This window comes from Dictyobacter halimunensis (assembly GCF_036245075.1).
Genome location: NZ_BSRI01000002.1, coordinates 1,767,202 through 1,791,549, shown reverse-complemented (window position 1 = coordinate 1,791,549; position 24,348 = coordinate 1,767,202). Strand labels below are relative to the sequence as shown.

The 24,348-nt window shown below is 55.5% G+C and carries 25 protein-coding genes; 23 read left to right on the top strand and 2 right to left on the bottom strand.

The window, feature by feature from the left end:
* Nucleotides 1–170: 170 nt before the first annotated feature.
* The 18 genes from AABA21_RS21465 (at nucleotide 171) to AABA21_RS21380 (ending at nucleotide 16,376) form a co-directional block, all read left to right on the top strand.
* Complete coding sequence (locus AABA21_RS21465) at nucleotides 171–2,192, top strand: ATP-binding response regulator (protein ID WP_338253551.1); 2,022 nt, start codon at nucleotides 171–173, stop codon at nucleotides 2,190–2,192.
* Between the two features lie 431 nt (nucleotides 2,193–2,623).
* Nucleotides 2,624–3,268 carry a hypothetical protein gene (locus AABA21_RS21460; RefSeq protein ID WP_338253550.1) on the top strand — a complete coding sequence of 215 codons (645 nt, stop codon included), beginning with the start codon at nucleotides 2,624–2,626 and terminating at the stop codon, nucleotides 3,266–3,268.
* A 40-nt stretch (nucleotides 3,269–3,308) separates the two neighbouring features.
* Nucleotides 3,309–3,878 (top strand): GNAT family N-acetyltransferase, encoded by a 570-nt coding sequence (locus tag AABA21_RS21455; RefSeq protein WP_338253549.1) that lies wholly within the window; start codon nucleotides 3,309–3,311, stop codon nucleotides 3,876–3,878.
* Nucleotides 3,879–3,983: 105 nt separating this feature from the next.
* Nucleotides 3,984–4,595: a type 1 glutamine amidotransferase domain-containing protein gene (locus AABA21_RS21450; protein WP_338253548.1), complete on the top strand. Its 612-nt coding sequence runs from the start codon at nucleotides 3,984–3,986 to the stop codon at nucleotides 4,593–4,595.
* Nucleotides 4,596–4,880: 285 nt separating this feature from the next.
* Nucleotides 4,881–5,492, top strand: coding sequence for a TlpA family protein disulfide reductase (locus AABA21_RS21445; protein WP_338253546.1), 612 nt, complete (start codon nucleotides 4,881–4,883; stop codon nucleotides 5,490–5,492).
* Nucleotides 5,493–5,505: 13 nt separating this feature from the next.
* Nucleotides 5,506–5,964 carry a hypothetical protein gene (locus AABA21_RS21440; RefSeq protein WP_338253545.1) on the top strand — a complete coding sequence of 153 codons (459 nt, stop codon included), beginning with the start codon at nucleotides 5,506–5,508 and terminating at the stop codon, nucleotides 5,962–5,964.
* Between the two features lie 13 nt (nucleotides 5,965–5,977).
* Nucleotides 5,978–6,433, top strand: coding sequence for a cytochrome c maturation protein CcmE (locus AABA21_RS21435; RefSeq protein ID WP_338253544.1), 456 nt, complete (start codon nucleotides 5,978–5,980; stop codon nucleotides 6,431–6,433).
* A gap of 9 nt (nucleotides 6,434–6,442) precedes the next feature.
* A complete protein-coding gene (locus tag AABA21_RS21430; RefSeq protein WP_338253543.1) occupies nucleotides 6,443–8,479 on the top strand; it encodes a heme lyase CcmF/NrfE family subunit in 2,037 nt (678 codons plus the stop codon).
* The gene (locus tag AABA21_RS21425) at nucleotides 8,476–9,069 is read left to right on the top strand and encodes a cytochrome c-type biogenesis protein (protein WP_338253542.1); all 594 of its coding nucleotides are present in this window, start codon (nucleotides 8,476–8,478) and stop codon (nucleotides 9,067–9,069) included. Before AABA21_RS21430 ends, AABA21_RS21425 begins: the two co-directional genes overlap by 4 nt.
* Entirely contained in the window at nucleotides 9,069–9,437 is a 369-nt protein-coding gene (locus AABA21_RS21420; RefSeq protein ID WP_338253541.1) for a hypothetical protein, read from the top strand. The genes AABA21_RS21425 and AABA21_RS21420 overlap by 1 nt, the downstream gene beginning before the upstream one ends.
* Complete coding sequence (locus AABA21_RS21415) at nucleotides 9,415–10,671, top strand: carboxypeptidase-like regulatory domain-containing protein (protein WP_338253539.1); 1,257 nt, start codon at nucleotides 9,415–9,417, stop codon at nucleotides 10,669–10,671. The genes AABA21_RS21420 and AABA21_RS21415 overlap by 23 nt, the downstream gene beginning before the upstream one ends.
* Nucleotides 10,668–11,441, top strand: a complete 774-nt coding sequence (ccmA, locus tag AABA21_RS21410; RefSeq protein WP_338253538.1) for a heme ABC exporter ATP-binding protein CcmA — start codon at nucleotides 10,668–10,670, stop codon at nucleotides 11,439–11,441. The genes AABA21_RS21415 and ccmA overlap by 4 nt, the downstream gene beginning before the upstream one ends.
* Nucleotides 11,438–12,127: a heme exporter protein CcmB gene (locus AABA21_RS21405; RefSeq protein ID WP_338253537.1), complete on the top strand. Its 690-nt coding sequence runs from the start codon at nucleotides 11,438–11,440 to the stop codon at nucleotides 12,125–12,127. Before ccmA ends, AABA21_RS21405 begins: the two co-directional genes overlap by 4 nt.
* A gap of 103 nt (nucleotides 12,128–12,230) precedes the next feature.
* Nucleotides 12,231–12,968: a cytochrome c biogenesis protein gene (locus AABA21_RS21400; RefSeq protein ID WP_338253535.1), complete on the top strand. Its 738-nt coding sequence runs from the start codon at nucleotides 12,231–12,233 to the stop codon at nucleotides 12,966–12,968.
* 17 nt (nucleotides 12,969–12,985) lie between these two features.
* Nucleotides 12,986–13,144, top strand: coding sequence for a hypothetical protein (locus tag AABA21_RS21395; RefSeq protein ID WP_160145720.1), 159 nt, complete (start codon nucleotides 12,986–12,988; stop codon nucleotides 13,142–13,144).
* A gap of 1 nt (nucleotide 13,145) precedes the next feature.
* The gene (locus AABA21_RS21390; protein WP_338253533.1) at nucleotides 13,146–13,646 is read left to right on the top strand and encodes a DUF3054 domain-containing protein; all 501 of its coding nucleotides are present in this window, start codon (nucleotides 13,146–13,148) and stop codon (nucleotides 13,644–13,646) included.
* Nucleotides 13,647–13,928: 282 nt separating this feature from the next.
* The gene (locus tag AABA21_RS21385) at nucleotides 13,929–15,038 is read left to right on the top strand and encodes a DUF4097 family beta strand repeat-containing protein (RefSeq protein ID WP_338253532.1); all 1,110 of its coding nucleotides are present in this window, start codon (nucleotides 13,929–13,931) and stop codon (nucleotides 15,036–15,038) included.
* Between the two features lie 99 nt (nucleotides 15,039–15,137).
* On the top strand, nucleotides 15,138–16,376 hold the full coding sequence (locus AABA21_RS21380) for a DUF4097 family beta strand repeat-containing protein (protein WP_338253531.1): 1,239 nt from the start codon (nucleotides 15,138–15,140) through the stop codon (nucleotides 16,374–16,376).
* 120 nt (nucleotides 16,377–16,496) lie between these two features.
* Here the strand turns inward: AABA21_RS21380 and AABA21_RS21375 are convergent, their stop codons facing one another.
* On the bottom strand, nucleotides 16,497–18,419 hold the full coding sequence (locus AABA21_RS21375; protein WP_338253530.1) for a S1 family peptidase: 1,923 nt from the start codon (nucleotides 18,417–18,419) through the stop codon (nucleotides 16,497–16,499).
* A 516-nt stretch (nucleotides 18,420–18,935) separates the two neighbouring features.
* Between AABA21_RS21375 and AABA21_RS21370 the strand changes: the two genes are divergently transcribed.
* From AABA21_RS21370 to AABA21_RS21350, 5 genes are all read left to right on the top strand, one after another.
* On the top strand, nucleotides 18,936–19,976 hold the full coding sequence (locus AABA21_RS21370; RefSeq protein ID WP_338253529.1) for a coiled-coil domain-containing protein: 1,041 nt from the start codon (nucleotides 18,936–18,938) through the stop codon (nucleotides 19,974–19,976).
* Nucleotides 19,942–21,186, top strand: coding sequence for a DUF2851 family protein (locus AABA21_RS21365; protein WP_338253528.1), 1,245 nt, complete (start codon nucleotides 19,942–19,944; stop codon nucleotides 21,184–21,186). Before AABA21_RS21370 ends, AABA21_RS21365 begins: the two co-directional genes overlap by 35 nt.
* A 477-nt stretch (nucleotides 21,187–21,663) precedes the next feature.
* Nucleotides 21,664–22,473, top strand: a complete 810-nt coding sequence (locus AABA21_RS21360) for a pseudouridine synthase (RefSeq protein ID WP_338253527.1) — start codon at nucleotides 21,664–21,666, stop codon at nucleotides 22,471–22,473.
* 114 nt (nucleotides 22,474–22,587) lie between these two features.
* Nucleotides 22,588–23,274, top strand: a complete 687-nt coding sequence (gene cmk, locus AABA21_RS21355) for a (d)CMP kinase (RefSeq protein ID WP_338253526.1) — start codon at nucleotides 22,588–22,590, stop codon at nucleotides 23,272–23,274.
* Nucleotides 23,271–24,035 carry a lysophospholipid acyltransferase family protein gene (locus tag AABA21_RS21350; protein ID WP_338253525.1) on the top strand — a complete coding sequence of 255 codons (765 nt, stop codon included), beginning with the start codon at nucleotides 23,271–23,273 and terminating at the stop codon, nucleotides 24,033–24,035. The genes cmk and AABA21_RS21350 overlap by 4 nt, the downstream gene beginning before the upstream one ends.
* A 58-nt stretch (nucleotides 24,036–24,093) precedes the next feature.
* Here the strand turns inward: AABA21_RS21350 and AABA21_RS21345 are convergent, their stop codons facing one another.
* Nucleotides 24,094–24,336: a DUF2630 family protein gene (locus AABA21_RS21345; RefSeq protein WP_338253524.1), complete on the bottom strand. Its 243-nt coding sequence runs from the start codon at nucleotides 24,334–24,336 to the stop codon at nucleotides 24,094–24,096.
* Nucleotides 24,337–24,348: the final 12 nt, after the last annotated feature.

Here is a 24,348-nt window from a genome sequence, read left to right as displayed (position 1 = left end):
TTGAGTACTATCCAATAGAGTGTTATATAAAGATGTTTGCCGGGCGATGAAGCGTGCTGGCAGGCTCTTCTCCCCCTGTTTTTGTGGGTGGCACGTGGTTGACTCTTATTGCTAAAATATGAGTAGCCACGTTCTACACATCACTCACAGGCGGGAAAGGGTTGTTTTGGATGTCCTCCTTCATCGAACAAAAACACGATACAATTCCTAGCGGCGTGTGGATTGCGGAGAATGCTACGACTCTTGGTGTACCCACTGATAGAAGCATTGATCCCATTCCAGCGGCGTTTAGTCGCGAATACCAGGTACTCGCGGAAATGTGCGCCAGCATGAGCAGCGGCTTCATGCTGCTCAATCCGCGTGAACGCGTTACCTATTCCAATGATAGCGCCCTGCGGCTACTACGCTTCTCTGGACACGACCCGGCCAGTCTGCGAAACTTTGATGTGCGCCAGCATCTGCTGTCTCTGGCTACAGATCCTCGTGAGGCCCGCGTTGAATTGGATGAGGTCTGGCAGCATGTCGAGCAAGAATATTCCGCTGACCTGTCGCTGGCCGACGCGGCCGCCAACTGGTTGCGGGTGCGCAGTTTCCCGGTGCGTGATGCTCGGGGTACCTTCCTGGGCCGTGGTGTTCTGCTGGAGGATGTCACCCTGGAGCGATCGGCGGCGGATGCGCGCTCGGAAACGCTGAAGATGGCCGCGCACGAGTTTAAGACGCCGCTGGCCATCATCAAGGGATGCGCCACGACCCTGCTGGGTGGATCGGCCCGTTGGGATCCAGCGATGCAGCGCGAGATGCTGCAGATGATCGATGCCCAATCCGATCGCCTGTACGATGTGTTGAATACCCTGCTGGATGTCTGGCGCTTCGATAATGGTACCCAGCCGCTTCACCTCTCCCAGGTGCAGCTGTCTGAATTGCTGATGCAGCTGGTGAAGCGCTGGCAGAACCAGGCCCCGGACCATCGCTTCGTGCTGGACCTTCCTGAGGGCATCCCACCTGTTACCTGTGACGCTCTGCGCATCGAGCAGGTGTTGAATCATCTGCTCAATAACGCGGTAACCTATTCTCCGGCTGGCAAGATCGTGCGCCTCTCGCTGGATGCTAATGAGGAGGAGGTACGCATCTGCGTCAGCGACGAGGGTGTGGGTATCGCCTCCGAACACCTGGACCGTATCTTTGATCGCTTCTATCGCATCGAGCATGCCAGTAAGGTTCATACCCAGAATGGCGCTGCTGGCGAGCCTGATAAGCGGGCCGAGCAGCGCAGCGGTAGTGGCCTGGGCCTGGCATCGGCTCGCGCCACCATTGAAGCTCACCATGGCAGGATCTGGGCCGACTCGGAGGGTCCTGGTCAGGGAGCGAGCTTCTCATTTACCCTGCCTCTAACGGCGCGACAGACCCTGACCGCTTCGGCACCGTTGGTGACGCTAGAAGACTCCACAGCGGCTTCCGCGCAGCAGCGCAAGACACGCACCTCGTCGTTGAAGCAGGGACGCTATACACGCGTCCTGCTGGCCGAGAATGATGCGCGCCTGGCTCGCTACCTGCGTGCTAATCTGGAAGAGCAGCAATACCGTGTCCATGTCGTCAGCCACGGGGTACAGTTCCTGCGCCAGTTGGAGCTGGAAGAGCCCGATATCATCCTGCTCTCCACTCGTCTGGCCGATATGAGCGGTATGGAATTGCTGCAGCGCATGCGTGAGTTCTCGAACGCGCCTGTCATGATGCTCTGCGAGATCTGCGAGGAAGAGGAGCGCGTGCAGCTCTTCGATCTGGGCTGTGACGACCTGGTGCTCAAGCCTTTTGGCATGAATGAGTTGCTGGCACGTGTACGCGCCTTGCTACGCCGCCGGGTACCAGCAACCGAACATACTCAGAACCAGACCATCTTTAGCACCGGAGAGTTAACCATCGATTACGCCCAGCATCTGGTCACAGTGGGCGGACGACCGGTCCAGCTCAGCCGTACCGAATACAAGCTGCTCAGCACGCTGGCCCAGAACGTCGGCATGGTCGTAACCCACGAGCTCCTGCTCGAAAAGGTCTGGGGTCCCGAATACAATCGCGATATCGACTTCATCTGGGTCTACATCAGCCGCCTGCGCCGCAAAGTCGAAACCAACTCCCGCCGACCTGAATACATCCTGACAGTCCCCGACGTCGGTTATAAACTCACCAAAATATAGGCGCGGTTAACGCCTTTGGTGGAACATGCGTGGCTGGGAACAGGGTCGCTGCGCGACAAAGCCGGGGCAAGCCCGGCACCTACGATTACGTTATATATGGATGATGTAAAAAACGCGCGTTGAACGTGCGTTTTTTACATCATCCATATATGGGTAACGCTTTTATTTCAAATAAGCGAAGTGACAAAAACGCGCGTTGAATGCGCGTTTTTGTCACTTCGCTTATTTGAAATTCGGGCGGCCGCGTATGCGGACGCCCGAACGGGGGCGCTCTGTTGCCCTCAAAACAAAAAGTTTGCACACCTTTAAAAATATTCAGGTCACTGTAAGGTAAACACCTTAGGTGTCAAAGATATTGTAATGTGAGCCTCGTATGCTTAATACAGCAATACAACTCGTCGGATAGACTTTGTAGCGATAGAGGTGCACATATGTCGCAAGGGCAGAAAACAACAGCTGCAACGGTACTCGTGCTGGAAGCTGACCCTACCATGCGCCGCTTAATTAGCCTCGGCCTGCGTCACCGTGGATTAGAGGTAATCGAAGCGGCCTCCCTGGCAACCATATCTTCGACTGACATCCAGTCCCTTGATCTCCTGATCCTTGACGTTGATGATGGCGTCTCCTGCGATTGGACGTTGCTCCAGACGATACAGGAGCAGCCCGAACTTTCCGATCTGCCCACGGTCGTGCTATCCTGGGATCCACCCATGGAAGAGAAGAGCGCACCTCTGGCTACTATTGAGCATTGTGTGTGTGTGAATAAACCGTTTGATGCGCGGGCCCTGCATGAAGGAGTCGATCACCTCTTATTGGAGCGCACAATTGAGCAGAATGCACAACTGGCCCGCGCCGAAGAGGCTCTGCTGGCGACCTATCGAAAAGATAGCTCCCCCAGCGTCTGGCCCATCATTACCGCCGCTGGTCTCTTCCTGGCTGTCATCGGTCTGCTCTTCCAATTCGTGCTGGTTATGATTGGCCTGGCTATTATCGTGATTGGCTTGCTGCTGTGGACCATCGGCTGGCATAGTCGTATCGAGCGCACTCCTGATATCGCCTTTAGTGTCGGTAAATAAGTCAGTCTATCTCGCGTTACCATAAGGATTAACGTGTATCATGAATATTCGATCTGCCAGACCTGAAGATGCGTCCCAGGTGGTTCCTCTGTTTATTCAGGCTATGGATAGCATCGCCGGTACGCTGGCCGGTAGCGACCAGCCGCGCGAGGTGCAGACCTTTATGTCCACTTTCTTCCAGTTGCCCGCCAACCGCCTGAGCTATCAAAATACGCTGGTGGCGGAAGAGGACCGGCAGGTCGTTGGCATCGTCATCCTCTATCATGGTCGGAAAGCCGCTATGCTGGACCAGCCCATTATCGCTCGTCTGCGCGCCCTCAAAAATGATCCCCAGATCACTCTAGACAAAGAAGCGGAAGAAGACGAGTGGTATATCGATACCCTCTCTGTCTCACCGAACTATGGGGGGCGGGGTATCGGAACCGCCCTGCTGCGCGCCGCAGAGGAACGCGCCCGCGCCATTGAATCTACCAGCATCGCGCTACTCGTCGATAGAGACAACCAGCGCGCCCATCGCCTCTACCAGTACCTCAACTATCAGCAAGACGCCGTCGTATATATCTCGCACCATCCATATCTCCACATGACAAAAAGACTTGTCGATGCCTGAGCTCAAAAAAAGCATATGGTTGAGACACGATTGCCTTCCGCCATGCGTATACAACATGTTAATAGTTTAAATGCTGTTGTTATGTAGGAAAAGGAAGGTAGAACTATGCAAGCAAGTGGTAAAAGATTAGACGGATTACGTGTCGCGATTCTAGTCACAGATGACTTTGAACAGGCTGAAATGACCGAGCCACGTAAGGCGCTTGATCAGGCGGGAGCGGTAACAAAGATCATCTCCAACAAGCCTGGACAGGTGCAGGGCGTTAACCACGACGAGAAAGCCGACACTTTCCCTGTAGATATGACCCTCGACCAGGCCAATCCTGGTGACTTTGATGCTATCCTGCTTCCCGGTGGTGCGATCAACGCCGACACCATCCGCATGGAGCCAAAGGCGCGCCAGTTCGTGCAGCAGATCGACCAGAGTGGTCGCCCAATGGCCGTCATCTGTCACGCCCCATGGCTGCTGGTCTCCTCCGGCTGCGCCAAAGGCCGCACCATGACCAGCTACTACACAGTTCAGGACGACCTGCGCAACGCCGGTGCCAACTGGGTAGACCAGGAAGTTGTACGGGATCACAACCTCGTCACCAGCCGCAGCCCCAAGGATCTGCCAGCCTTCAACTCGGCCATTGTCTCGCTCTTTGCCGAATACAAAGAAAAGGGCCCCATCTCCTCCTCCTCCACCCAGAGGGCCCAGGACGTCATCACTGGTTAATAAACCAGCAGGAGGTGCAGGAGGGCGGCTAGCCTTCCTGCCGGGGGTCTGGGGGTGTCCCCAGTATTCTCTTCCCTCCTCTTTGCCGCCGTCAGGCGGCACCGCAAATAAGGGTCCCCGTTTAAGAAAAAAAATGCCAGCGGCTGTGCCGCTGGCATTTTTTTTCTTAAACGTTCAGGTCTTTGTAAGGTGATGGGAAAGGCCTGCAAGTTGGCTATCAGGCTCAAGCACCATAATCAGACTGAAATTAAATAGCTGAAATAGCTTGTAAGAATTGGGCAATGTATGGAAATAACTGAAACTACAACACGCAGCCGATCGCGCAAACGCAACATCGTTGTCTTTGTAGTAACCAATATTTTAATCATTGGCGCGCTGGTATTACTCTGGACCCAGCTCACGACTCCGGTATCGACGGCCACCCATTCGCCGGATGATCCATTGGCGGTCGGTGACGCTCCCAGTCCGCTGGTAGGTAAAGCGGCCCCGGCCTTTGATCTACCGCTGGTCAACGGCAATGAAGAAAAAGTCAATCTGGCGGCCTACAAAGGGAAGCCTGTCATCGTCAATTTCTGGGCCTCCTGGTGTGATCCCTGTAATGCCGAAGCTCCCGTCCTGCAGAGCTCCTGGCTGGATCTGAAGTCCAAGGGCGTCGCCATGATTGGCATTGATGGTGGAGAGACCGCAGGGGCGGGCAACAAATTCTTACAGAAATACGGAGTAACCTACACCAATATCATGGATAACGTTGGTGGCGACACCAGTATCGCTTATGGCGTCACAAGAATGCCGGAGACCTTCTTTATCGATCGCGATGGCAAGGTTGTCGCTCACTGGATTGGGGCGCTTGACTCGGCGGGCTTGCAGAAGGAACTGGCAAAACTTCAGGTAAATTGAGGCGGTAGTCAGCATGTGGGAGATACGGTGGCTTGTCCGCCTGGTGCATATTCTGGCCGCCAGCGCCTGGGTTGGTGGGAGCTTTATGTACCTGATAGTGGTGATACCCGCCCTGCGCAGTGGTGGACCGGTGCCGGCGGTCGCGTCAAAGATCGCCGAGCTCTTCAAACGCATGGTCAACATCTGCGTGGGGTTGCTGCTGCTTAGCGGCGTCTATTTAACCTTTGATCGCCTGACACAGGCCAACCTGGGTTTAGCATATATTGTTATTCTGGGCCTAAAGATCCTGGGAGCATTGGGGCTGTTTGTGCTGGCGATGTACCTGGGCCAGAGCAACATCAGGCGCCTGGCGAAGCGTACCACGCGACTCTCGAAAGCCGCCCCACAACTGATGCTAGCCCTGGGCATCCTGGTATTTATACTCGGCGCGCTTCTCAATACTATCTTTGAGATGACGATCGCGCCACATTGATGGAGGTCGTATTGTGCAGTCTGCTTTAAATATAGCTACTGAAGAGCAGAAGAAAACGGCAAAGCCGCGCAAGCGCGTCCCGTTCAGTTTTATCTTGGCGGGCATCGCCATCCTTGGCGCTATGATTTATCTCGTCTATGCCAATACCCAGAGTAGCGCGGTCTACTATCTGACCGTGCCTGAACTGCACCATTGCACCGATTGTATGGCGCGCTCCGTGCGTGTCTCGGGTATCGTGCAGCAGGGTTCAATTAAGCGCAACGATCAGACGCAGGTGATTACATTTTCAATTGCCGATAGCAATCAGGCGTTGCCCGTCACCTATAGTGGTGTTGTGCCAGACATCTTCAAGCCTGGCGTTCAGGTAGTTGTAGAGGGGCACTACACGGGGAGTGGTCCATTTACGGCCCAGACCCTGCTGGCCAAGTGTCCATCGAAGTTTCAATCTGCAACTCCCACAGCGAAATAAGGATTGACTGTGTATTTTTCAGATCTCGGCATAATCGCTCTTATCCTGGCACTCGGGTTTGCTCTCTATACTATCGTGGCAGCCATTCTGGGGGCCGTGCGCTCGGTACCGCAACTGGTGACCAGCGCGAAGCGCAGTCTGCTGGTCGTCACGTTTTTCTTGCTGCTGGCGTCTATCGCGCTGGTGGTATCGTTTTTGACCCATGATTTCGGTGTCAACTACGTGGCGCAGCAATCCAGCCTCTCGATGCCCTGGTATTTTGTGACGGCGGCATTCTATGGCGGCCAGCAGGGTTCGTTGCTCTACTGGGCGCTGGTGCTCTCCCTTTTCTCGGCCTTATTTGTCGCCACCTCGAAGCGCGCCCCGGCTGCCCTGGTACCCTATGTGATGGCGACCCTGATGGGGATCGAAGCCTTCTTCCTGTTTATGCTGTCGACGCTCTCGAATCCTTTTGTGCGCTCGACCATCGCGCCTAAAGACGGTGCCGGTCTGAATCCACTGTTGATGGACCCCGGGATGCTGGTGCATCCGCCGATGTTGTTGATGGGGTATATGAGCTTCTCGCTCCCCTTCGCCTTCGCGGTGGCGGCCCTGATCACGGGTCGGCTCAACGCCGAATGGTTGCGCTCGATTCGTCGCTGGATGCTGGCGTCGTGGTGCCTGCAGACGACGGGCCTGGTGCTGGGCGCCTGGTGGGCCTATCACGTGCTGGGTTGGGGTGGTTACTGGAGCTGGGACCCGGTGGAAAACGCGGCCCTGCTGCCTTGGCTGACCGCGACCGCCTTCCTGCATTCAACAATGGTGCAGGAGCGACGTGGCATGCTGAAGGTCTGGAACCTCTTCCTTGTGATGGCCTCCTTTGCTCTCTCGATCTTTGGTACCTTTGAGGTGCGCAGCGGCCTGATTAGCTCGGTCCACTCGTTCGCTTATTCGGATATCGGCGCGTATTTCTTTGGCTTCCTGGCGGTGGTGCTGCTCTTCTCCAGCGGCCTGTTCTTTTTCCGCCTGCCGCATCTGCGGGCCGAGCAAGAGTTTGACTCGGTCGTCTCACGCGAAGGGGTCTTCCTGCTCAACAATCTGTTGCTGGTAGGTATAACCTTCGCTGTCCTCTGGGGCACGCTCTTCCCGTTGATTTCAGCTACCTTCCGTGGTCAGACGATGACGATGGGACCGCCTTTCTATGACCAGGTGGTGGCGCCGCTGACGGTGCTGCTGGTACTGGCGATGGGCATTGGTCCCCTGCTGGCCTGGCGACGTACCTCGATGGCGGCTCTGTGGCGCAATATCAGCGTTCCCGCCATCCTGGCGGCTGTGTGTGCCGTGATCCTGCCCATCGTGGGGGTGACGGATGTGGCGGCCAATATCGGCTTTACCGTCTGCATCTTTACGGCCGGGGCTGTGTTCTATGAGATCTGGCGCGGCGCTCGCGTGCGCCATCGTCATGGTGAAAACTATCTGCTCGCCGTTTACAAGCTCTTTCAGCGCTATCGGCAGCGCTATGGCGGCTACGTAGTGCACCTGGGACTGGTCTTGCTGGTAGCGGGCATTATTGGCTCGCACTATTTCCAGCAGCAGAAAGATGCCACCCTCAAGCCGGGCCAGGAGATGAGTATCGCTGGCTATCGCTTTACCTATCTGGGTAACATCGATGAGAAGGATACTGATAAAGAGACCATCTCCTCGCAGGTCCAGATCTGGCGCGACGGAAAATTGCAGAGCTATATCTATCCGGGTCGCGTGATCTATAGCAGCTATCCCGATCAGCCGACCAGCGTGATTGAGATTAAGACTTTCGGGGCTACCGATGTCTATGTCTACCTGGCCGATTGGCAAGGAGCTGCTCAGGCCACCATTCGTGTCTTCATCAATCCCCTGGTCCCGTTTGTCTGGTGGGGCGGCATCTTAATGCTGATTGGAGGCATCCTCTGCTGGTGGCCGGTACGCCCACGGGCGCGGGTCAAGGTTGCCAGGACCGCTAACGTGGTAGAATCAGAAGCGAGCGAGCAGAAGTCTCCAGAGGTGGCTGATGGAGGGGTGATCGCATGAGTATACAGAAGAAAGCTATGCAGCCGAAACGTTCGCTGCTGCTAGTGCTGGCCGCGCTGGCCCTGATCGCGGCCGTCTGGTCGTGGCAGCTGTTCTCGACCCCGAAGCAGCAGACGGTCGATCAGCGAGTGCACGATATCGCATCGCAGCTGCGCTGCCCCGTCTGCCAGGGTGAATCGGTGGCCGATGCCCCCTCTGGTCTGGCCCTTGAGATGCGTGGTATCATTCGGCAACAGGTACTGGCCGGCAAATCTGATCAGGAGATCATTCAATACTTTGCCAATCGCTACGGTGAGGGCAATATTGTCTGGGTGCCGCAGTGGCAGGGCTTTACCTTGCTGGCGTGGATCGTCCCGATCGCCTTACTATTGGCGGGCTGCCTCTTCCTCTTCCTGGTTGTGCGCGACTGGCGAAAAGAGTCCGCTCTCGCGCTGGCCTTTGCCACAACCGATCCGCGCGGGCAGAATAAATCGGCTAGTGGAACACAGCACGAGGCTGATGCTGAACTGGAGCGCTATCGCGTACAACTAGAACAGGAACTTGCCGCCGATGATCCAATCTTCAGGCGGTCGAGAACGGAGGCAAACTGATGGCGCTGATAATCGCGATGGTATTGGGTCTATTGGCCCTCGTGTTCGTTCTCTATCCACTCTATACGGGTTCGACCAGGAAAGGTCAGCAAGCTCAAGCGAAGGTGGAGCGGGAGCAGCCCGCGGCTGAGGAGAAGGAACTGGCCGAGGATGAGCAGCAGGCGCGCTCCGCCATTCAAGAGGTTGAATTGGATTATCAACTGGGCAATATTGAGGAGCCAGACTACCGTTCGCTGCGCGAGCGCTACATGCGCCGCGCCCTGACCGCTTTGAAAACTCGTTATGAGCAAGAGCAAGAGATTGATGATGATATTGAACAGCAGTTGCGACAGCTAAAGGAGTCCTATGAGAAAACGAATCACGAGTAGCTTGCTGCTGATCTCAATACTCGCGTTCATTGTTCTGAACTGGCAGGTAACACCGGTTCACGCGGCCGCCGAAAACGGACAGATCTCGGGCCAGGTATTGGATGGTACCAACAACAATGCGCCGGTGAGTGGGCAGGACGTCACATTGCAGCAGGCGCAGGGGAGCAATAGCCGCGACGCCGGTACAGTGAAGACCGACGCGCGGGGGCGCTTCACCTTTAGCAAGCTGGCGACCGATCAGACCATTACCTACGTGGTCTATACGCGCTATCAGGGCGCGCAATACGTCAGCAATGGGATGACACTGAATCAGAAGGCCGTGCAGAGCGCCAATGTGCAGGTCTATGAAGCCACCACCAGCACCGACAACGTGGCCGTGGTGCGCTCAACCGTATTGATGCGCCAGGACGATCCCTCTAAAGGCGTGATCAACGTTTCGCAGGCCTTCTCGTTCCAGAATCTGAATAAAAAGACCTATGTTGGCTCCTTGAACGCCAGTAAGGGCAAGCCGAACGCGCTGCTCTTCTCGTTACCGGCGGGCGTGCGCAACATTACGCTCGGCAGCGGCTTCTCCGGTTACCAGGTGATCCAGGTCAATCAGGGATTCGCCACCGACGCGGCCCTGCTGCCCGGTACCAATGAATTCTCATACTCCTACGAGGTCCCTTACACGGGCTCAACCTATACCTTCCCGTATGAGACGCAGTACCCGACGGTCTCGCTCTCTGTACTGGTTGATCCAGCGTTGCATGCCAGTTCCAAGGACCTTACCTCGACCGGCATTGTGAACGCCGATAATCGCGCGTATCATTCTTTTAGCGCCACGGTGTTGCCCGCCCATAAGCAGGTAGCGATGTCCCTGGAGGGACTGGCGGTGCCTGCCAGCCACGCTGGCTCTCCGTCCTTTAATGCCGCGACCATCTGGCTGATCGTCGGCGTGCTGGTGCTGGTCGCGATTGTGGCGATGACCTGGTTCCTCTTGCGCTCCCAGCGTAAGCGCGTGGCCACGCAGCAAAAGCCGGACGCCAATAAGCAGGCACGCACCGAGGATAAGGCTACACCTAAAGCGCCCGTGGCTGATAATCCAGAGCAGGCGCTGCTTCAGGAGTTATTGAAGCTGGATAAAGAGTATGAGGCGGGTAATATTACCAAAGATCGCTACGAGAAGCAGCGGGCCAGAACGAAGGCTCGCCTGCGCTCTCTGATGAGCGAGAAGGAGACTACGCGACGATGAGCAGGCCCGGTGAGCAGATGGCCGCCGTGCAGCCCGCTCCCGCGCATCCTGATGTGACGGCTCCAACGGCGTTAGCGATCGAGATTTCCAATCTAAAGAAGGGTTTTGGCCTCAAGCCGGTGTTGCGCAACGTTCAGCTGACGTTGCCGCGGGGACAGCGCATGGCCCTGCTGGGCGCGAACGGCGCCGGTAAAACGACGCTGCTGCGTATCCTGACCGGTCTGAGCAAGGCCGGATCGGGGACGGTACGGGTGTATGGATTGGATAGCCGTGATGAGCTGCAGGAGATTCGTCAGCTGGTTGGCTTCGTGGCCCACCAGCCTTATCTGTATGAAGAATTGACGGTACTGGAAAATCTATTGTTCTTTGGCAAATTGTATAGTGTGGCGCATGCCCGCGAGCGAGCCACCGTGCTGCTGCAGCGTGTAGGGATGGAGCGCCGGGTGAATGACCGCATTCGCGCACTCTCGCGGGGGCAGGTGCAGCGCGTGGCCTGGGCGCGCGCCCTGCTGCACGAGCCACGGCTGCTCTTGCTGGATGAGCCCGACACCGGATTGGACCAGCACGGCAACGACCTGGTTGAATCTCTGCTGGCGGAGCATACTGCTCGCGGCGGTAGCATGCTCTTTACCACCCACAATCTGGAGCGTGCCCTGGCCTGGAGCGACCAGATCGTGATCCTGGCCGGTGGTCGCGTGACCTATCAGCACGAGAGCACCGCCCTGTCGCTTGAAGAACTGCAGCGGCGCTATCGGGAGGTCACGCGATGAAGATGGCCGGCCTCTTTTTCAACCAGTTATGGGCGATCCTATGGAAAGACATCCGTTACGAGCTGCGCAGCAAGCAGACCTGGATCGGCATGGGGATGTTTGCTCTGCTGGTACTGGTGATCTTTAATTTCACGTTTGACCTGAACGTCAGCAACGTTGCCGCCATCGCGCCAGGCGCGCTGTGGGTCGCCTTTATCTTCGCCAGTTTGCTTGGTCTGGGTAGGACCGTAGCGGCCGAGCGCGAGCAGGGTCTGCTGGATCGTCTGCTGCTGACGCCGGTGGATCGCAAGGCTATATATCTTGCCAAACTACTCGGAAATTTGCTATTTATCGGTGTAGTAGAAATTATCGCCCTGCCGGTCTTCGCGATTCTCTTTAATCTGCCGATCTGGGAGGGTCCGACCCTGCTGGCGCTGATCCCCATCGTCTTATTGGGAGCCCTGGGTATCGCCTCGGTCGGCACGCTTTTTTCGGTGTTGGCCGCCAGCACCCAGGCGCGCGAACTGCTCCTGCCTATCCTGGTTTTTCCACTGGTGGTCCCGGTGGTGATCAGCGCGGTGCGGGCCACCACGCTGCTGCTGGTGCCTGGCGTCAACGAGCCACCATGGCTCAGCCTGTTGATCGCTTTTGATGTGATCTTTCTCAGCGTCTCGACGCTGTTATTTCAATATGTTGTTGAGGAATAATCCGATTATTCAGAATGGATGGACTCCAGGTTGTGGCTGTTAGCTGGCCGCGTGAGCGGTAGACACCACCCTTGAGGAGAGTCCGATTTTGAGGAACACTTTTATGGCTTTAGCGAAACAGATATCTGCTACAGAGGAACGTGCCGCCGTGACCAGGCAGCCGGGGGGACGCTGGCCCCTTATTTCTCTCATTTTAGGAAGTTTGACCGCCCTCACGCTGGCTGTGGCGCTGTGGATGATCTTTTTTTATACGCCGGTCGATAGTCTGCAGGGAGAGACCCAGCGCATCTTCTACTTCCATGTTCCCACGGCCTGGGTGGGCATGCTCTCTTTTATTATCCTGGCGCTGGCTGGTATTATCTATCTGTTCAAGCCAGATGCGCGGCTGGACTGGCTGGCGCGCGCGGCCGCTGAGGTCGGAGTGGTTTTCCTCTCTATCACCCTGATCCTTGGTTCCCTCTGGGGCAAGCCGATCTGGGGCGCCTGGTGGGTCTGGGACGCTCGCTTGACGGCTACCTTGATCCTGTGGTTTATGTATGTCGGGTATTTAATGCTGCGTAGCTATATGGGGAAAACGAGCGAGGGCGCGCGTGCCGGAGCCGTGATCGGCGTCATTGGCGCCATTGATGTGCCGATCATCTACCTTTCGGTGAGCTGGTGGCGCGGACAGCATCCCGTTGCCCAGGTTGGCGTGCAGGGCGCGCTTCCTCCACAGGCGACACTGACCCTGATGGTGGCCCTGGTGGCTATCACCCTGCTCTACGCTTTTATGATGGTACAGGCTTATCAATTGCAGCGCTTGCAGGCGTTGGCGCAACAGTTACGCGCGATTGTGGAATAAGGATAAAGGACGAAACGATGCAAACATACTTGATCGCTGCTTATATTATTGCCTGGCTGGCTATCTGCCTCTACCTGGTGATCCTGGCCATGCGCATTCGCGGGGTACGCGTCGAACTGGCCGCCGTTGAAGAGCTGGTGCGCGAGCAGCAGCTACAGCAGGAAAAGGAGCTTTAGTGTGGCCGTTAAAGAGAAAAAAACTGTGACTACCTCGGCCCTTGAGGGCAGCAAACCTCACAATAAACAGGAGGCCCGACGTCTGTGGATACTGATCTTCGGCGATGCCCTGGTCTTTCTGATCTTCTCGGTCATTGGACGCCAGAGCCATGGTGAAGATACGGGCCTGGCCGCGGTCTTAAGGGTTGTCTGGACCGCGCTACCATTTGCTATCAGCTGGTTTGCCATCGCGCCTTTTATGGGTGCGTTTCGCCGTGAATTGATGACCGAGCCACGCCAGATGGCCCGTAAAACTGCTTTTGCCTGGCTGGCGGCCTGGCCAATAGGTGTCATTTTGCACTTTGTTTTTGAGCAACATCTACCAACCGTGGTTTCCGCCATCACCTTTGGCCTGGTAACGCTGATCTCTAATACCGTGCTCCTCTTTATCTGGCGCATCCCATTTGCTATGACGAATCATACAAAGGACATTCAAACCCGGCTTGCACCCAGGAAAAAGTAACACGACAATACCATTTCACCCATCCTGTTTCGTTCTAATGTAGTACAATACATGTGGAATAGCAACGAAACAGGATGGGTTTTTGTTTGTTGGATTGTTTAACAGCAGACAGCAAGGAGTGGTAACTGTCTATCTTCTCTCCTGATATGGCGTAATAGGGATGTTGGGGTGTCAGGTATAGTGAGGTATGTGGGCATTGGTGGCAGCTTTATTGCATTACTGGTCGTTTGTATCAATCTTCTCGCCAGGATGCGGTATGGTGCAATTGTAGGGGAACTATACATGGGCAAGCAGCAATCTTCATTTGACGATTCTCATTCTCAAGAGCCGCAACGGCCTTTTGATGGCTACGCGGATCCGACCGCTCCAGTCTATGAGCATCCACAGCAGCAGGCACAACAAGAAAGAGAGAGGGCGCCCGTCCCACTCTATCTCGAAGGGTATCGTGGACCGGTCGATGATTTTCCCCAGCGCGAGATGCTGGGGGAAAAACTGGTACCCGCGCCGGGTCCTTCACCGTTTCTCAAGGCACTAAAATTTATTCCTCCCGCTCTTATTCTCTGTTTACTACTCTTTATGCTTGCTGGCGGTGGCAACCTGTTCAAGCAGATGGTACAGGCTAAAAATACGACCACCCAGCAACTGGCGGCAGATCACCCGTGCAACGTCGTCATCCATAATGCCCGCGGACGGGTACGTCTTCATGGCAGCGATAATAGCCCGGTCAGTGTAACTTCGACCAGGTATAACGCGAGCTGGATCTCGCGACCCGGCAGCGAGATGAACGTGGATGCACGCGTGGTGGACAACGGGCATACGATCCTGGTCAATACGGACCAGCCGGGTGATGGCGAGCATAGCGACGCCCAGAGCATGGATCTGGATGTGACGGTCCCCACCTTTATCAATGTTCAGATCACGGCCAACCATGGCGCGGTCAAGATCGATGGCATCACCGGTAATATGAATGTTGAGGCCAGCGATTCTATCAATGCGCAAAATGTCCATAGTGGAGACGGACATATCGCTTTTTACTCGCGCGATGGCGCTATTGATGTTGACCAGGTAGATGGGCAGGTGGCTTTTACGACCAATCAAGGGCATATCGAGGTTGGCGATGCCCATCTGACCGGCCCTTCACACATGCGATCGCAGGATGGCAAGATCGTCTTTGATGGCAATGTCGATCCCGAAAATGACTATAGCTTTGCGTCCCGTGGGGGGGCTATCGATGTCTCGTTGCCGTCAAATGCCAGCTTCAACCTGCGTGTCTTCGCTGATCATAGCTCGGTTGATAATGAATTTGGCAGCAACGTTGTTGGAACCGGGCCCCGGGCCCATATCGGTATCGCCACCATGTCTGGCAATGTCGAAATTAATGAAGACAACTAACCTGGCCGGTGATTGAGCAACCTGCGCTTTAGTTTTACCCTCTCCACTCCGATTGTGGATTGTAGGAGTGTGGCTTTTTATAGCACGAAGGGGCAAGTGATGAGTAAGTATCCAGAGACTGGTCAGGCGTCTCCTAAACGCCAGAAAAAGCAACAACGATCGTCTCCAGCCAATCAGTCAGAAGCGCAGGAGGAAACGTCAGAAATGCCCGCTTCTGATGAATGTACCACAGAGGTTGCTCCCACTGATGAGACTGCAGTGGAGTCACCACCGCTAGAGGAGGTCCAGGCTGAAGCGGCGACGGCTACCGAGCCCGTTGAGACTGCTGAAGGATGCGAGCCCTCTGCGCCCGAAGTGGCCGAACCTGTTGCGACCACCTCTCCCACTATGCCTGCAACGGAGACGAGATCGAAATGGGGAACGGGCTTCTGGTCGCCATTATCCAGCCGCCCTCCTGCCCCTGACTGGCGCATTCAGCGCGCCAATCAGAATGACCTGGGCAGAATTCTTATGTTTACTTTACTGATCGCGCTGGTGATGGGCCTGATTGCCGTTGGCATCATCAACAGGGCTGGCACCCAGAATGCCAGCGAGAGCTACTTTTTTCCGCAGCAGGAGCACCAGAAGATCGTGATCAATAACGATACCGGGACCATCCATATTCATAGTCAGGAGCATGGCCCGTTTAGTTTTCAGGTGAATAAGTATTCAGAGGGCATGGGACTGGGGCTGATCAATACTGACGTGACATATAATCAAGATGATGCGAAGACGACCGTTGACGCCCGCCTCGATCCCGACTATCTTTTCGCTGGCTCGCGTGGCGTGGACATCGATGTGACGATTCCCCCAACTACGTCTGTTGAGGCCTATACCGCTACCGGAACGATTACTATAACCGGCAATGTCAGCCAGGTCTCTGCTCGCACCGCTAGCGGTTCGATTGTGGTTGATGATAGCGAGGGCAATATGACGCTGCAGGCCGATACCGGATCGATCGCGTTGCATAATGTGAAGGGTCAGCTCAATGCATCTACGCGTCAGGGTGATATTGAGACGCGCCAGGTTCAGCTGACCGGTCAATCGGCCATGACCGTAGATAATGGAGCGATTACCTTCGATGGCTCGCTGGCCCGGACCGGTAATTTCCATTTCACCACCATCAATGGTTCCCTGAGTCTGTCCTTGCCCCGCTTTGAAGCGTTCCATATCAGCGTTAGCAGCGGCTCTGGTCCGGTCAGCAACGAGTTTGGGCGGCTCTCTAACGGTAAGAGCCCCCAGGCACAGATCGCCGTCAGCACCCAGAGAGACGCGATCACAATTCATCAAACTCGGTAACTTTGTCCCCGGGTTATATTACTAGTAGAGCTGATGCGTATATGCTGTGTACATAAAGAGAGTGCCCTGGTTCTTCGCCAGGGCACTCTCCTGTTTTTGATGATCGCTTCCTACGCGGTTTTAAGCATTTTCCTGGGTATAGAATGAGCCTGCATCCACGTTTGTCAGGACATTGGACCGTTCTTTCGCGATGGCTGGCATCTTATCCGTTGCCTCATGTTTCTCACCGGGCTCTGACTGATCCTGTGGTTTATCCAGCGGAAATGGAACCTGATCCACTTCCTGGGGACCCTGCTCGGGAGACGCGTAGTAATTTTGAAGATCGGTTGGCCAATCTTTAAACTTTTCTTCCAGGCTACTATCGGTTTTCATCCTCTTGACGTGTAGCCTGTTATCGGCACCGTTCCGCGGCTGCCTCTCTGTGGGTTCAGCAGCCACAGGAGACCCCCATGCCAGGTTAGCCTGCTCTTGGGGGTTGATGGACTCCTGGGGGAACGCAGGCGTTGCTGATACGGCTGTAGGGGTTGCTGGTGACCATGGCAGGGCAGGCTCCGGCGTTTGTGGACTCTCAAATTCGGGGGGGCGCGAAGGTTGTGAGTCGGACCGCCTATCAGTTTTCTCTGCTGTTGCTATTGATGATGGTGCTGTATATGGCTGAGGCCAGCTGCCAGCACCAGCCTGTTCCGATTGAGCGGACGGCTGATATGCATATGGACTGCCCGGGTTCTGTGATGTCTGGCTATAACTCTGAGGCGCCTGGGCGCTATATTGATTGTTATATTGATTGCCGTATTGATAGGCTGGTTGAGGCTTTTTGCGTCGCCGCGCGAACCACAACCCGGCCAGTACCGCCAGCGCGATGACAATGACAAAGATGATCGCGGCCGTTATCAAGAGCGCCGTAGTATTGTTTTGCGCGGGCTGTGGCATCTGTTCGTGCCTGGCCTGCTGCGAAGCGTAATCCAGGAATGGATTGACGGCCTGGAAACTGGGATAGGCCTTCTGGAGCTTCTGGAAATCGGCGTACGCCTGGTGCCAGTGGCCCGCTCCCGTGGATGTGTACTGGTTGAATGCCTGCTCCCAGGCTGTCTGGAACTTGCCGGGCTTCGTATCGATTTTGAGATTGGTGATCAGTTCTTTGGCGCTGCTGCTGGCCTGCAGGAAACTGGTACCAATCGGTGTCTGAGCATCCTCGTTATAGAAGCTGACCACCCCCACTACGTTGCCATGGCTATCGAGTGCCGGACCGCCGCTATCGCCATGCTCGACGTTGCCACCAACCTGGATGACATGCTCTTTGATGGCGCTGACATAGATCTTATTGACCGAGGATGTCAGGTAGGTTGTGGGATCGGGCTTGGTAGGATCTCCCAGATCTCCATTGCCGGGGAAACCGATGATGGTCAATTCATCCTGCTGCGACACATTGGAAGAGTCGTCCAGTTGAACGGAAGGGGTATCCTCCATATTGACATGGATAATAGCCACGTCACGCTGGTCGACCGCGCTCTCCTGCTCGACTTTATCGACCTGGGCGTGGAAGTCCGACGACACATCCGAGAGCTGATTGGCATTGATGACGCCCGCGTAATCCTTGCTGAGGAACACCTCGCTTTTAGGACTCTGATAGGTTGACTGCGTGCGGAAGATGCCGAAGGCCATGTTGCTATAGGCATCCTGCGAACTATAAGGGGTCTGCGGATGAAAATTCATGTTGATATAATCGGCGACATCCTGGGCCGCCGTCATCTGTAAAACGTCATCCATCGATTTATCGCGCGGAGGCTGGATCACATGATCGGCCGTCAGAATGTCACCGTGAGAACTGATAAAGGTGCCGCTGCCAGATAGTTTTAAATCGTAGTAGCCGCCATCCAGCGGAAAAGTGGCGCTTTGCGTATCGGTAAACTGGACGGACAGGCGCCCGCCCACCGTGGTAATGATGCGCACCACGGCCGGTTTGGCCATGTCGACCGCCTTGATAACTGGATTTGAAATATTGCCGCCCGGCGTCGCATCGGCCAGGGCCGATCCGGAAGTCACAAAAATGCAGAGAAAAGAAATAAAACCAGATAGTAATATAAGAGCTAATTTGTTTCTACGGAAAGAATGGAAGCATACTAGAAAAAAATTTGTACCCATTATGACCTCATCGCCCTCTATCCTTGAGAGACATATCATACTAAGTGCTTATACATGCTGGTAACCATAAAGGCGCCGCACCAGCGCCAACGCAAATTATGTTATAGCTTTTCTTCGTGCGTCGTGCATGTTTTCTGTCAGCCATCATACCGTACTTTACCCTGCTTGTCTACTTTTACAGCATAAAATCCTGTCTGACCATGTGTTAGGAATTTGTGAGGATGGGTTTTATAGGAAATTAGTGGTAAACTCTTTAGAGCCGTATGGGAATAATATGATATTCTGGGATGCATCTATAATGTTATTCAATGTGGAGTGGTAATGAAGGAGGTTGATTGATGCATACAATTCGCAGATGTTTCAATAGTTAGCCGGGTAGAACAGAGACTGAGCATACCCCCTGGAGGACCACATATCATGGGCAATACCGATTCATCTTCTCCACAAGACAAAATGAGGCGCAATAAGAAGAAATTAAACAAACAGAAGCGCCGCCTGCAGGAGCGCCTTGAGAAGGCACGTAAGGCGCGTGATCGCAGTGAAGCGCGGCTGAAGTTGGCGCAGGAGCGATTGCAGCTCAGATCTGCCCGCGTACGCAAACTTGAGCAGCAGCTCCTGACCGTCCATTCGCGCCTGATTGCTCTGTCCCTGATTGCTGACGAGGAGGGTCCATCTATTTTTGATGAGGAGGAGCAGTTCAGCACGTGGAACCCAGCATCCGCCGATGAACATAATGAGGTGATGCGGCAGCACCAGGCGCAGGCGGCTCAGGTATACAATGAGGCTGAAGCCCTGGCCCATGATGCGCGTGCGATTGCGGGGGTCGCAGAGGAGGCGGCCCGTACCGCCGTGGCGCGGGCTGAATACGCGGAAGAAAGGCTGGCCCGGGAGAGTATTGGCAGGCATCTCGCCCAGGAGTATGACCATTTGCAGAGCGAGGTTGAGCGGGCGCAGATCTTTGCCCACGAGACGGCGCAGGCGGCTGATGAGGCAGAACAGCTGTTGGTCACGCTGACGCCCCGGGCAGAAGACACGACATCAGTAGACATTGAGCTGGAAAAACTTTCCGGAGACGCAGCTTTCCTGGATGAGGTAGCGAAGGAGAACAACGAAATGTTTGATGAGATTGAGAAGGATGAAGACGCATTCGCGGCCGTGGCATCCCTGATCCTGGCGGACGCTGAGGCGGATGAAGTAGCGGAATCCGAGGCCATGCTGGAAGCCAGCAGCGAGCACACCGTTGATGTGCACGAAATGATGCGGCAGGCCGACTATACACTATCCCTGGTGCGCGCAGCCGTTAAAGAGGGGACCCTTAGCGGAGAAGAGGCCGTGCGGGCTCTCACAGCCGCGGAGATGGAGGTCGCCCATGCCCGTTCTCTGGTACGAGATGTGGAGGAGAGGATAGAGGAGGAGCAGCAGTATGCTATTGAGGGAGAGAGCGAACAGGAGAGGTAGCGGTGGTGTGACCTATCAAGGGTTATCTATACCCTTGATCAGCGCACGATGTCGTGAGCCGGAACTGCCCTATGAATACGAGGTAGCGCGGCGCTGGTGGGAACTACCCCGTTCTATTTATCTACCGCTGCGGCAAGGTGGCCGTTGCCAGGTTCTGTTCGCGGGACGCCCGGGTGGCGCGGCGGGACCCGATGTGCGGGACGCGGTTCTGCGTTTCATCTCGGGTCCCGACCCGGTACTGGAAGAGGCGGAACGCGTGGTTGGGGATGTCGAATTCCACGTACGCGCCAGCGACTGGCGCTCTCACGCCCATGACGTTGACCCAACATATAACAATGTGCGCCTGCATATAGTCCTGGTCTGCGATGATGCGCAGCCCACGCGCCGCCAGGATGGACGTGTGGTCCCCACCTGTTCGCTGGCGGACGTGCCACTGGGCCATAAACTGGTATCTTTGCCGCTTGTTGAAGAGATGTCCTGGCCCTGTCAGCAGTTGAACGCTCGGCAGCGCGACACAATGTTGCGGCGCGCCGGACTGCTACGCTTCGAAGCCAGAAGCCATCGCTTGCTTGAAGAGCTGCATGCCATGAACCCCGCGCAGTTTCCGGGGCTCGATACCTATGATGCCTGCCTGTTTCTGGCGCTGGCCGAAGCGCTGGGCTATGGCCGTGATCGCGTCACCTTTCGCGCCCTGGGTCTACGCCTGCTGATGGGTCGCGGCGAGATCGCAGAACCACTGGGCCGCAGCCTGTGTCCCCAACCACTCGACCTCACCCGGCTGCATGTACTGATGAATTTGCTGGCACGCTGGCGCGACATAGGCATCTGGCGTACCCTGCGCAACTGCCTATGCCCTACCCACGGACAGTCAGACCAAGCTCGCATGCTAGCCAACCTGCGCGCCCGCTTTGCCTCCATCGGATTGAGCCAGGCCAGGACCGACATCCTGCTCTGCAACGTCGTCCTGCCGTTCGCTGCGGCCATCGCGCTACTCGAACACAACGAAGCGCTGGCCGAGCATGCCCGCGCCCTCTACCTGCACCATCCCGGCCTGCCCTCCAACTACATTACCCGCAGCATGTGCAGACAGCTCCAGCTATCCAGAGAGCCGCACGGCAGCTGCCAGCAACAGGGATTGCACTATATCTATCAACAGACCTGCCGTGAAAAGCATTGCCATAGTTGCATTATAGGCTGCCAGCGTATATAAAATAAATAAAAAATATTTTAAATAATGAGGATACAATTGCACATGAACAATAATCCAATGTTTTATGCTCCCTGCCCAAACTGCCAGGCAGATGGACATTATCGTCAGTGGCGGGGGATCTCTGGGTATGGGGATAGTATATTGCGGATTGATAGTGATGCCCATAGGGTGGTGGGATCTGAGGTAGGTGCGCTGGTATGCACAATTTGTGGAAATATCCAGCTTTTTGTGAACCCGAACGATTTTTATAAGCAGTAGATCATATGTTGGGTACAATTGACAGAATTATGATCTTGCCGAATCCGTCGAAATAGTGTAGCTTGTAAGGAAACGTAAATCGCCACCGCCGTAGGTGCCGGGCTTGCCCCGGCTTTGGCGCCAGAGGCGCATCAAACACATATCCAATATTTGTAAGCGATCAAATGGCCATCCGCCGGTGATGTGTGGAGAGGGCCTGTGTCATGGAAAACAATGAATATGAACAGCGAACAGAGTCCAGAGCAAAAACAAGCGTCCGAACAGAGCATAGAAGGGGTGCGGTTAGCCCGTTTCCTTGCCCATGCAGGTGTGGCCTCGCGGCGCCACGCGGAGGAGATTATTCACGCCGGTCGCGTTCAGGTGAACGGCCAGACGATTACCGCGCAGGGGGTGCGTATTGATCCTGAGTGCGATCAGGTAAGCGTGGATGGGAAGCCTGTGCAGCTTAGCAGCCACAAGGTGTATATCATGATCAATAAACCGGCTGGCTATGTCAGTACCGCCTACGATCCACAGCAGCGGCCGACCGTCCTCTCCCTGGTGCCGCCCGATATCCGCCAGCTCCGCGTCTACCCGGTCGGGCGTCTGGATATCGATACCAGCGGCCTGCTACTGCTGACCAACGATGGAGATTTCGCGCTGCAGCTGACCCATCCACGCTACTCTACCCGCAAGCACTATGAAGTGGTGGTGCAGGGGCATCCGGACGCCGTGGCCCTGGAGTCTTTGCGCCACGGCGTTCCCATTCGTGAGGATGATGGAGGCACCTTTCAAACTTCGCCCGCGGATGTGCGCGTGCTGCGACAGGACGAGAAAGAGTCGACCCTGCTGCTTACCTTGCATGAAGGCCGCAAGCGCCAGGTCCGCCGCATGCTGCGTGCCGTCGGACATCCCGTTCGTCAGTTGCAGCGTGTCGGCGTGGGCCCCCTGACCCTGAAAGGGGTCGAGCCGGGCAAGTGGCGCAATCTAACCGAGGTCGAGGTTCAGCAGCTTATGAAAGAGCATTCAAAAAATCAGGGCAAAAATTGAGCACAAACGAGATTACGCAAAAGATCGACGTTTGGTGGCGTCTGCGTCATCCTAACCAGGCAGGATATGATATAATCCGTTGAGTTATGATTATCATCGATACGCGGAGGATTCATGTCAGGGCCACAATGTATAGCAATAGATGGGCCAGCAGGCTCAGGGAAGAGTACCATAGGTGAGCAACTTGCCCGTCGATTAGGCTACCTTTATGTTGATACCGGAGCAATGTATCGTGCGGTGGCCTGGTTGGCTCTTCATGAGGGAGTTGATATCAATGATGGATCCGCCCTGAGCCAACTCGCGCGACGGGCAGATATTGTGATTAACCACCCCCATATTTCTGATGGTCGGCAATATACTGTGACGGTCAACGGACAGGATGTTACATGGGATATTCGCCGGTCAGACGTGACGCGCGCGGTTTCGGCGGTATCTTCACATCCCGAGGTTCGTAAGCTGCTCATCGAGCAGCAACGCATGATGGCCAGGCAGGGCCGCGTCGTTATGGTTGGCCGCGACATCGGAGCGGTCGTCTTGCCCGATGCTGAACTGAAGATTTATTTAACGGCCAGCCTGGCCGAGCGGGCCCGGCGGCGCCACACTGAACTGGTTGAGCGTTATGGACCGGTGCATGAAAATGTTCCCCCTCTTGAAGAACTGATACGCGATATCGAGCGCCGGGACGAGATTGACCACGATAATATGCAACCAGCGATAGACGCCATCGTTATTGAAACCGACTATCTCAGCGTTCCTCAGGTAATGGAGACTATCGCACCCTATGTGGAGGATACTGTATGACGCAGGATATGGATGCTGCCGGCTCTTCAGCCAATACGGCGACAACCAAAAAAAGTGAGCCAAAGAAGAAGCCGGAAAAAAATCTATACGAGCCCTATTCAACCCCACGCGTGCTGTATGAAGCGATACGCTTCATCGCCAAAGCGGTCTTCTTTCTGGTTGCGCGTGTCCACCTGCGTGGACGCTACAATGTGCCGAAGAAGGGACCCTATATTATTGCCGCCAACCATCTCTCATGGACCGATATCCCGCTGGTTCCGGCCTATGTCCCGGGTAAAGTGGTGTATATGGCCAAGGAAGAGTCATTTTACAGCAAGATGGGCTGGCTGGTGCGCTTCCTGGGTGCGTTTCCTGTGAAGCGCGGTGAGGGTGATCGCCAGGCCATTCGCGCGGCCCAGGAACAATTGAAGCAGAAGAAGGTTTTTATTATTTTCCCCGAAGGGACACGCAGCAAGACGCATACCCTGGGCAAAGCCCATGCCGGACTGGGCATGATCGCGCTGCGCTCGGGTGTGCCCGTGATCCCGGTTGCCATCTGGGGAAGCGAGAACGCGCTGAAGAAATTTGGCGCCCACATAACCATCTCCTATGGTGAGCCCATCTTGCTGAAGCCCAAGGGTAACAAGATTACCCGCGAGGATATCGCCGATGCCACCAACGAGGTGATGAAGCGCATCGCTGAGATGATGCCGGAGCGCTACCGTGGCGAATATGCCGACCTCACCGCCAACCAACCAGTTGACCTCAACTCACTGAGTTAAGCCTTACCGACAATAAACCAAAAAGATGGGCTGGCAAGTGCCAGCCCATCTTTTTGGTTTATTGTCGGTAGTTTTCGACGATGTTAGGATCGCGCACCTGGGCATCGTCGGGATTCTGACCCGCGTTGCGGCGGGCGCGCCGCTGGCGCAACAGATCCCAGCACTGATCGAGTCCCACTTCCAGATCTTTGACACGCTGACGCTGATCACCCTGGATCTTGCCCTCCTCCTCCAGTTTGAGAAGATGGTGCTCTTCATCGACAAGTTCTTGAATGTGTTTCATTATTTCTTTATCGTCCATTGTCTTCCTCTG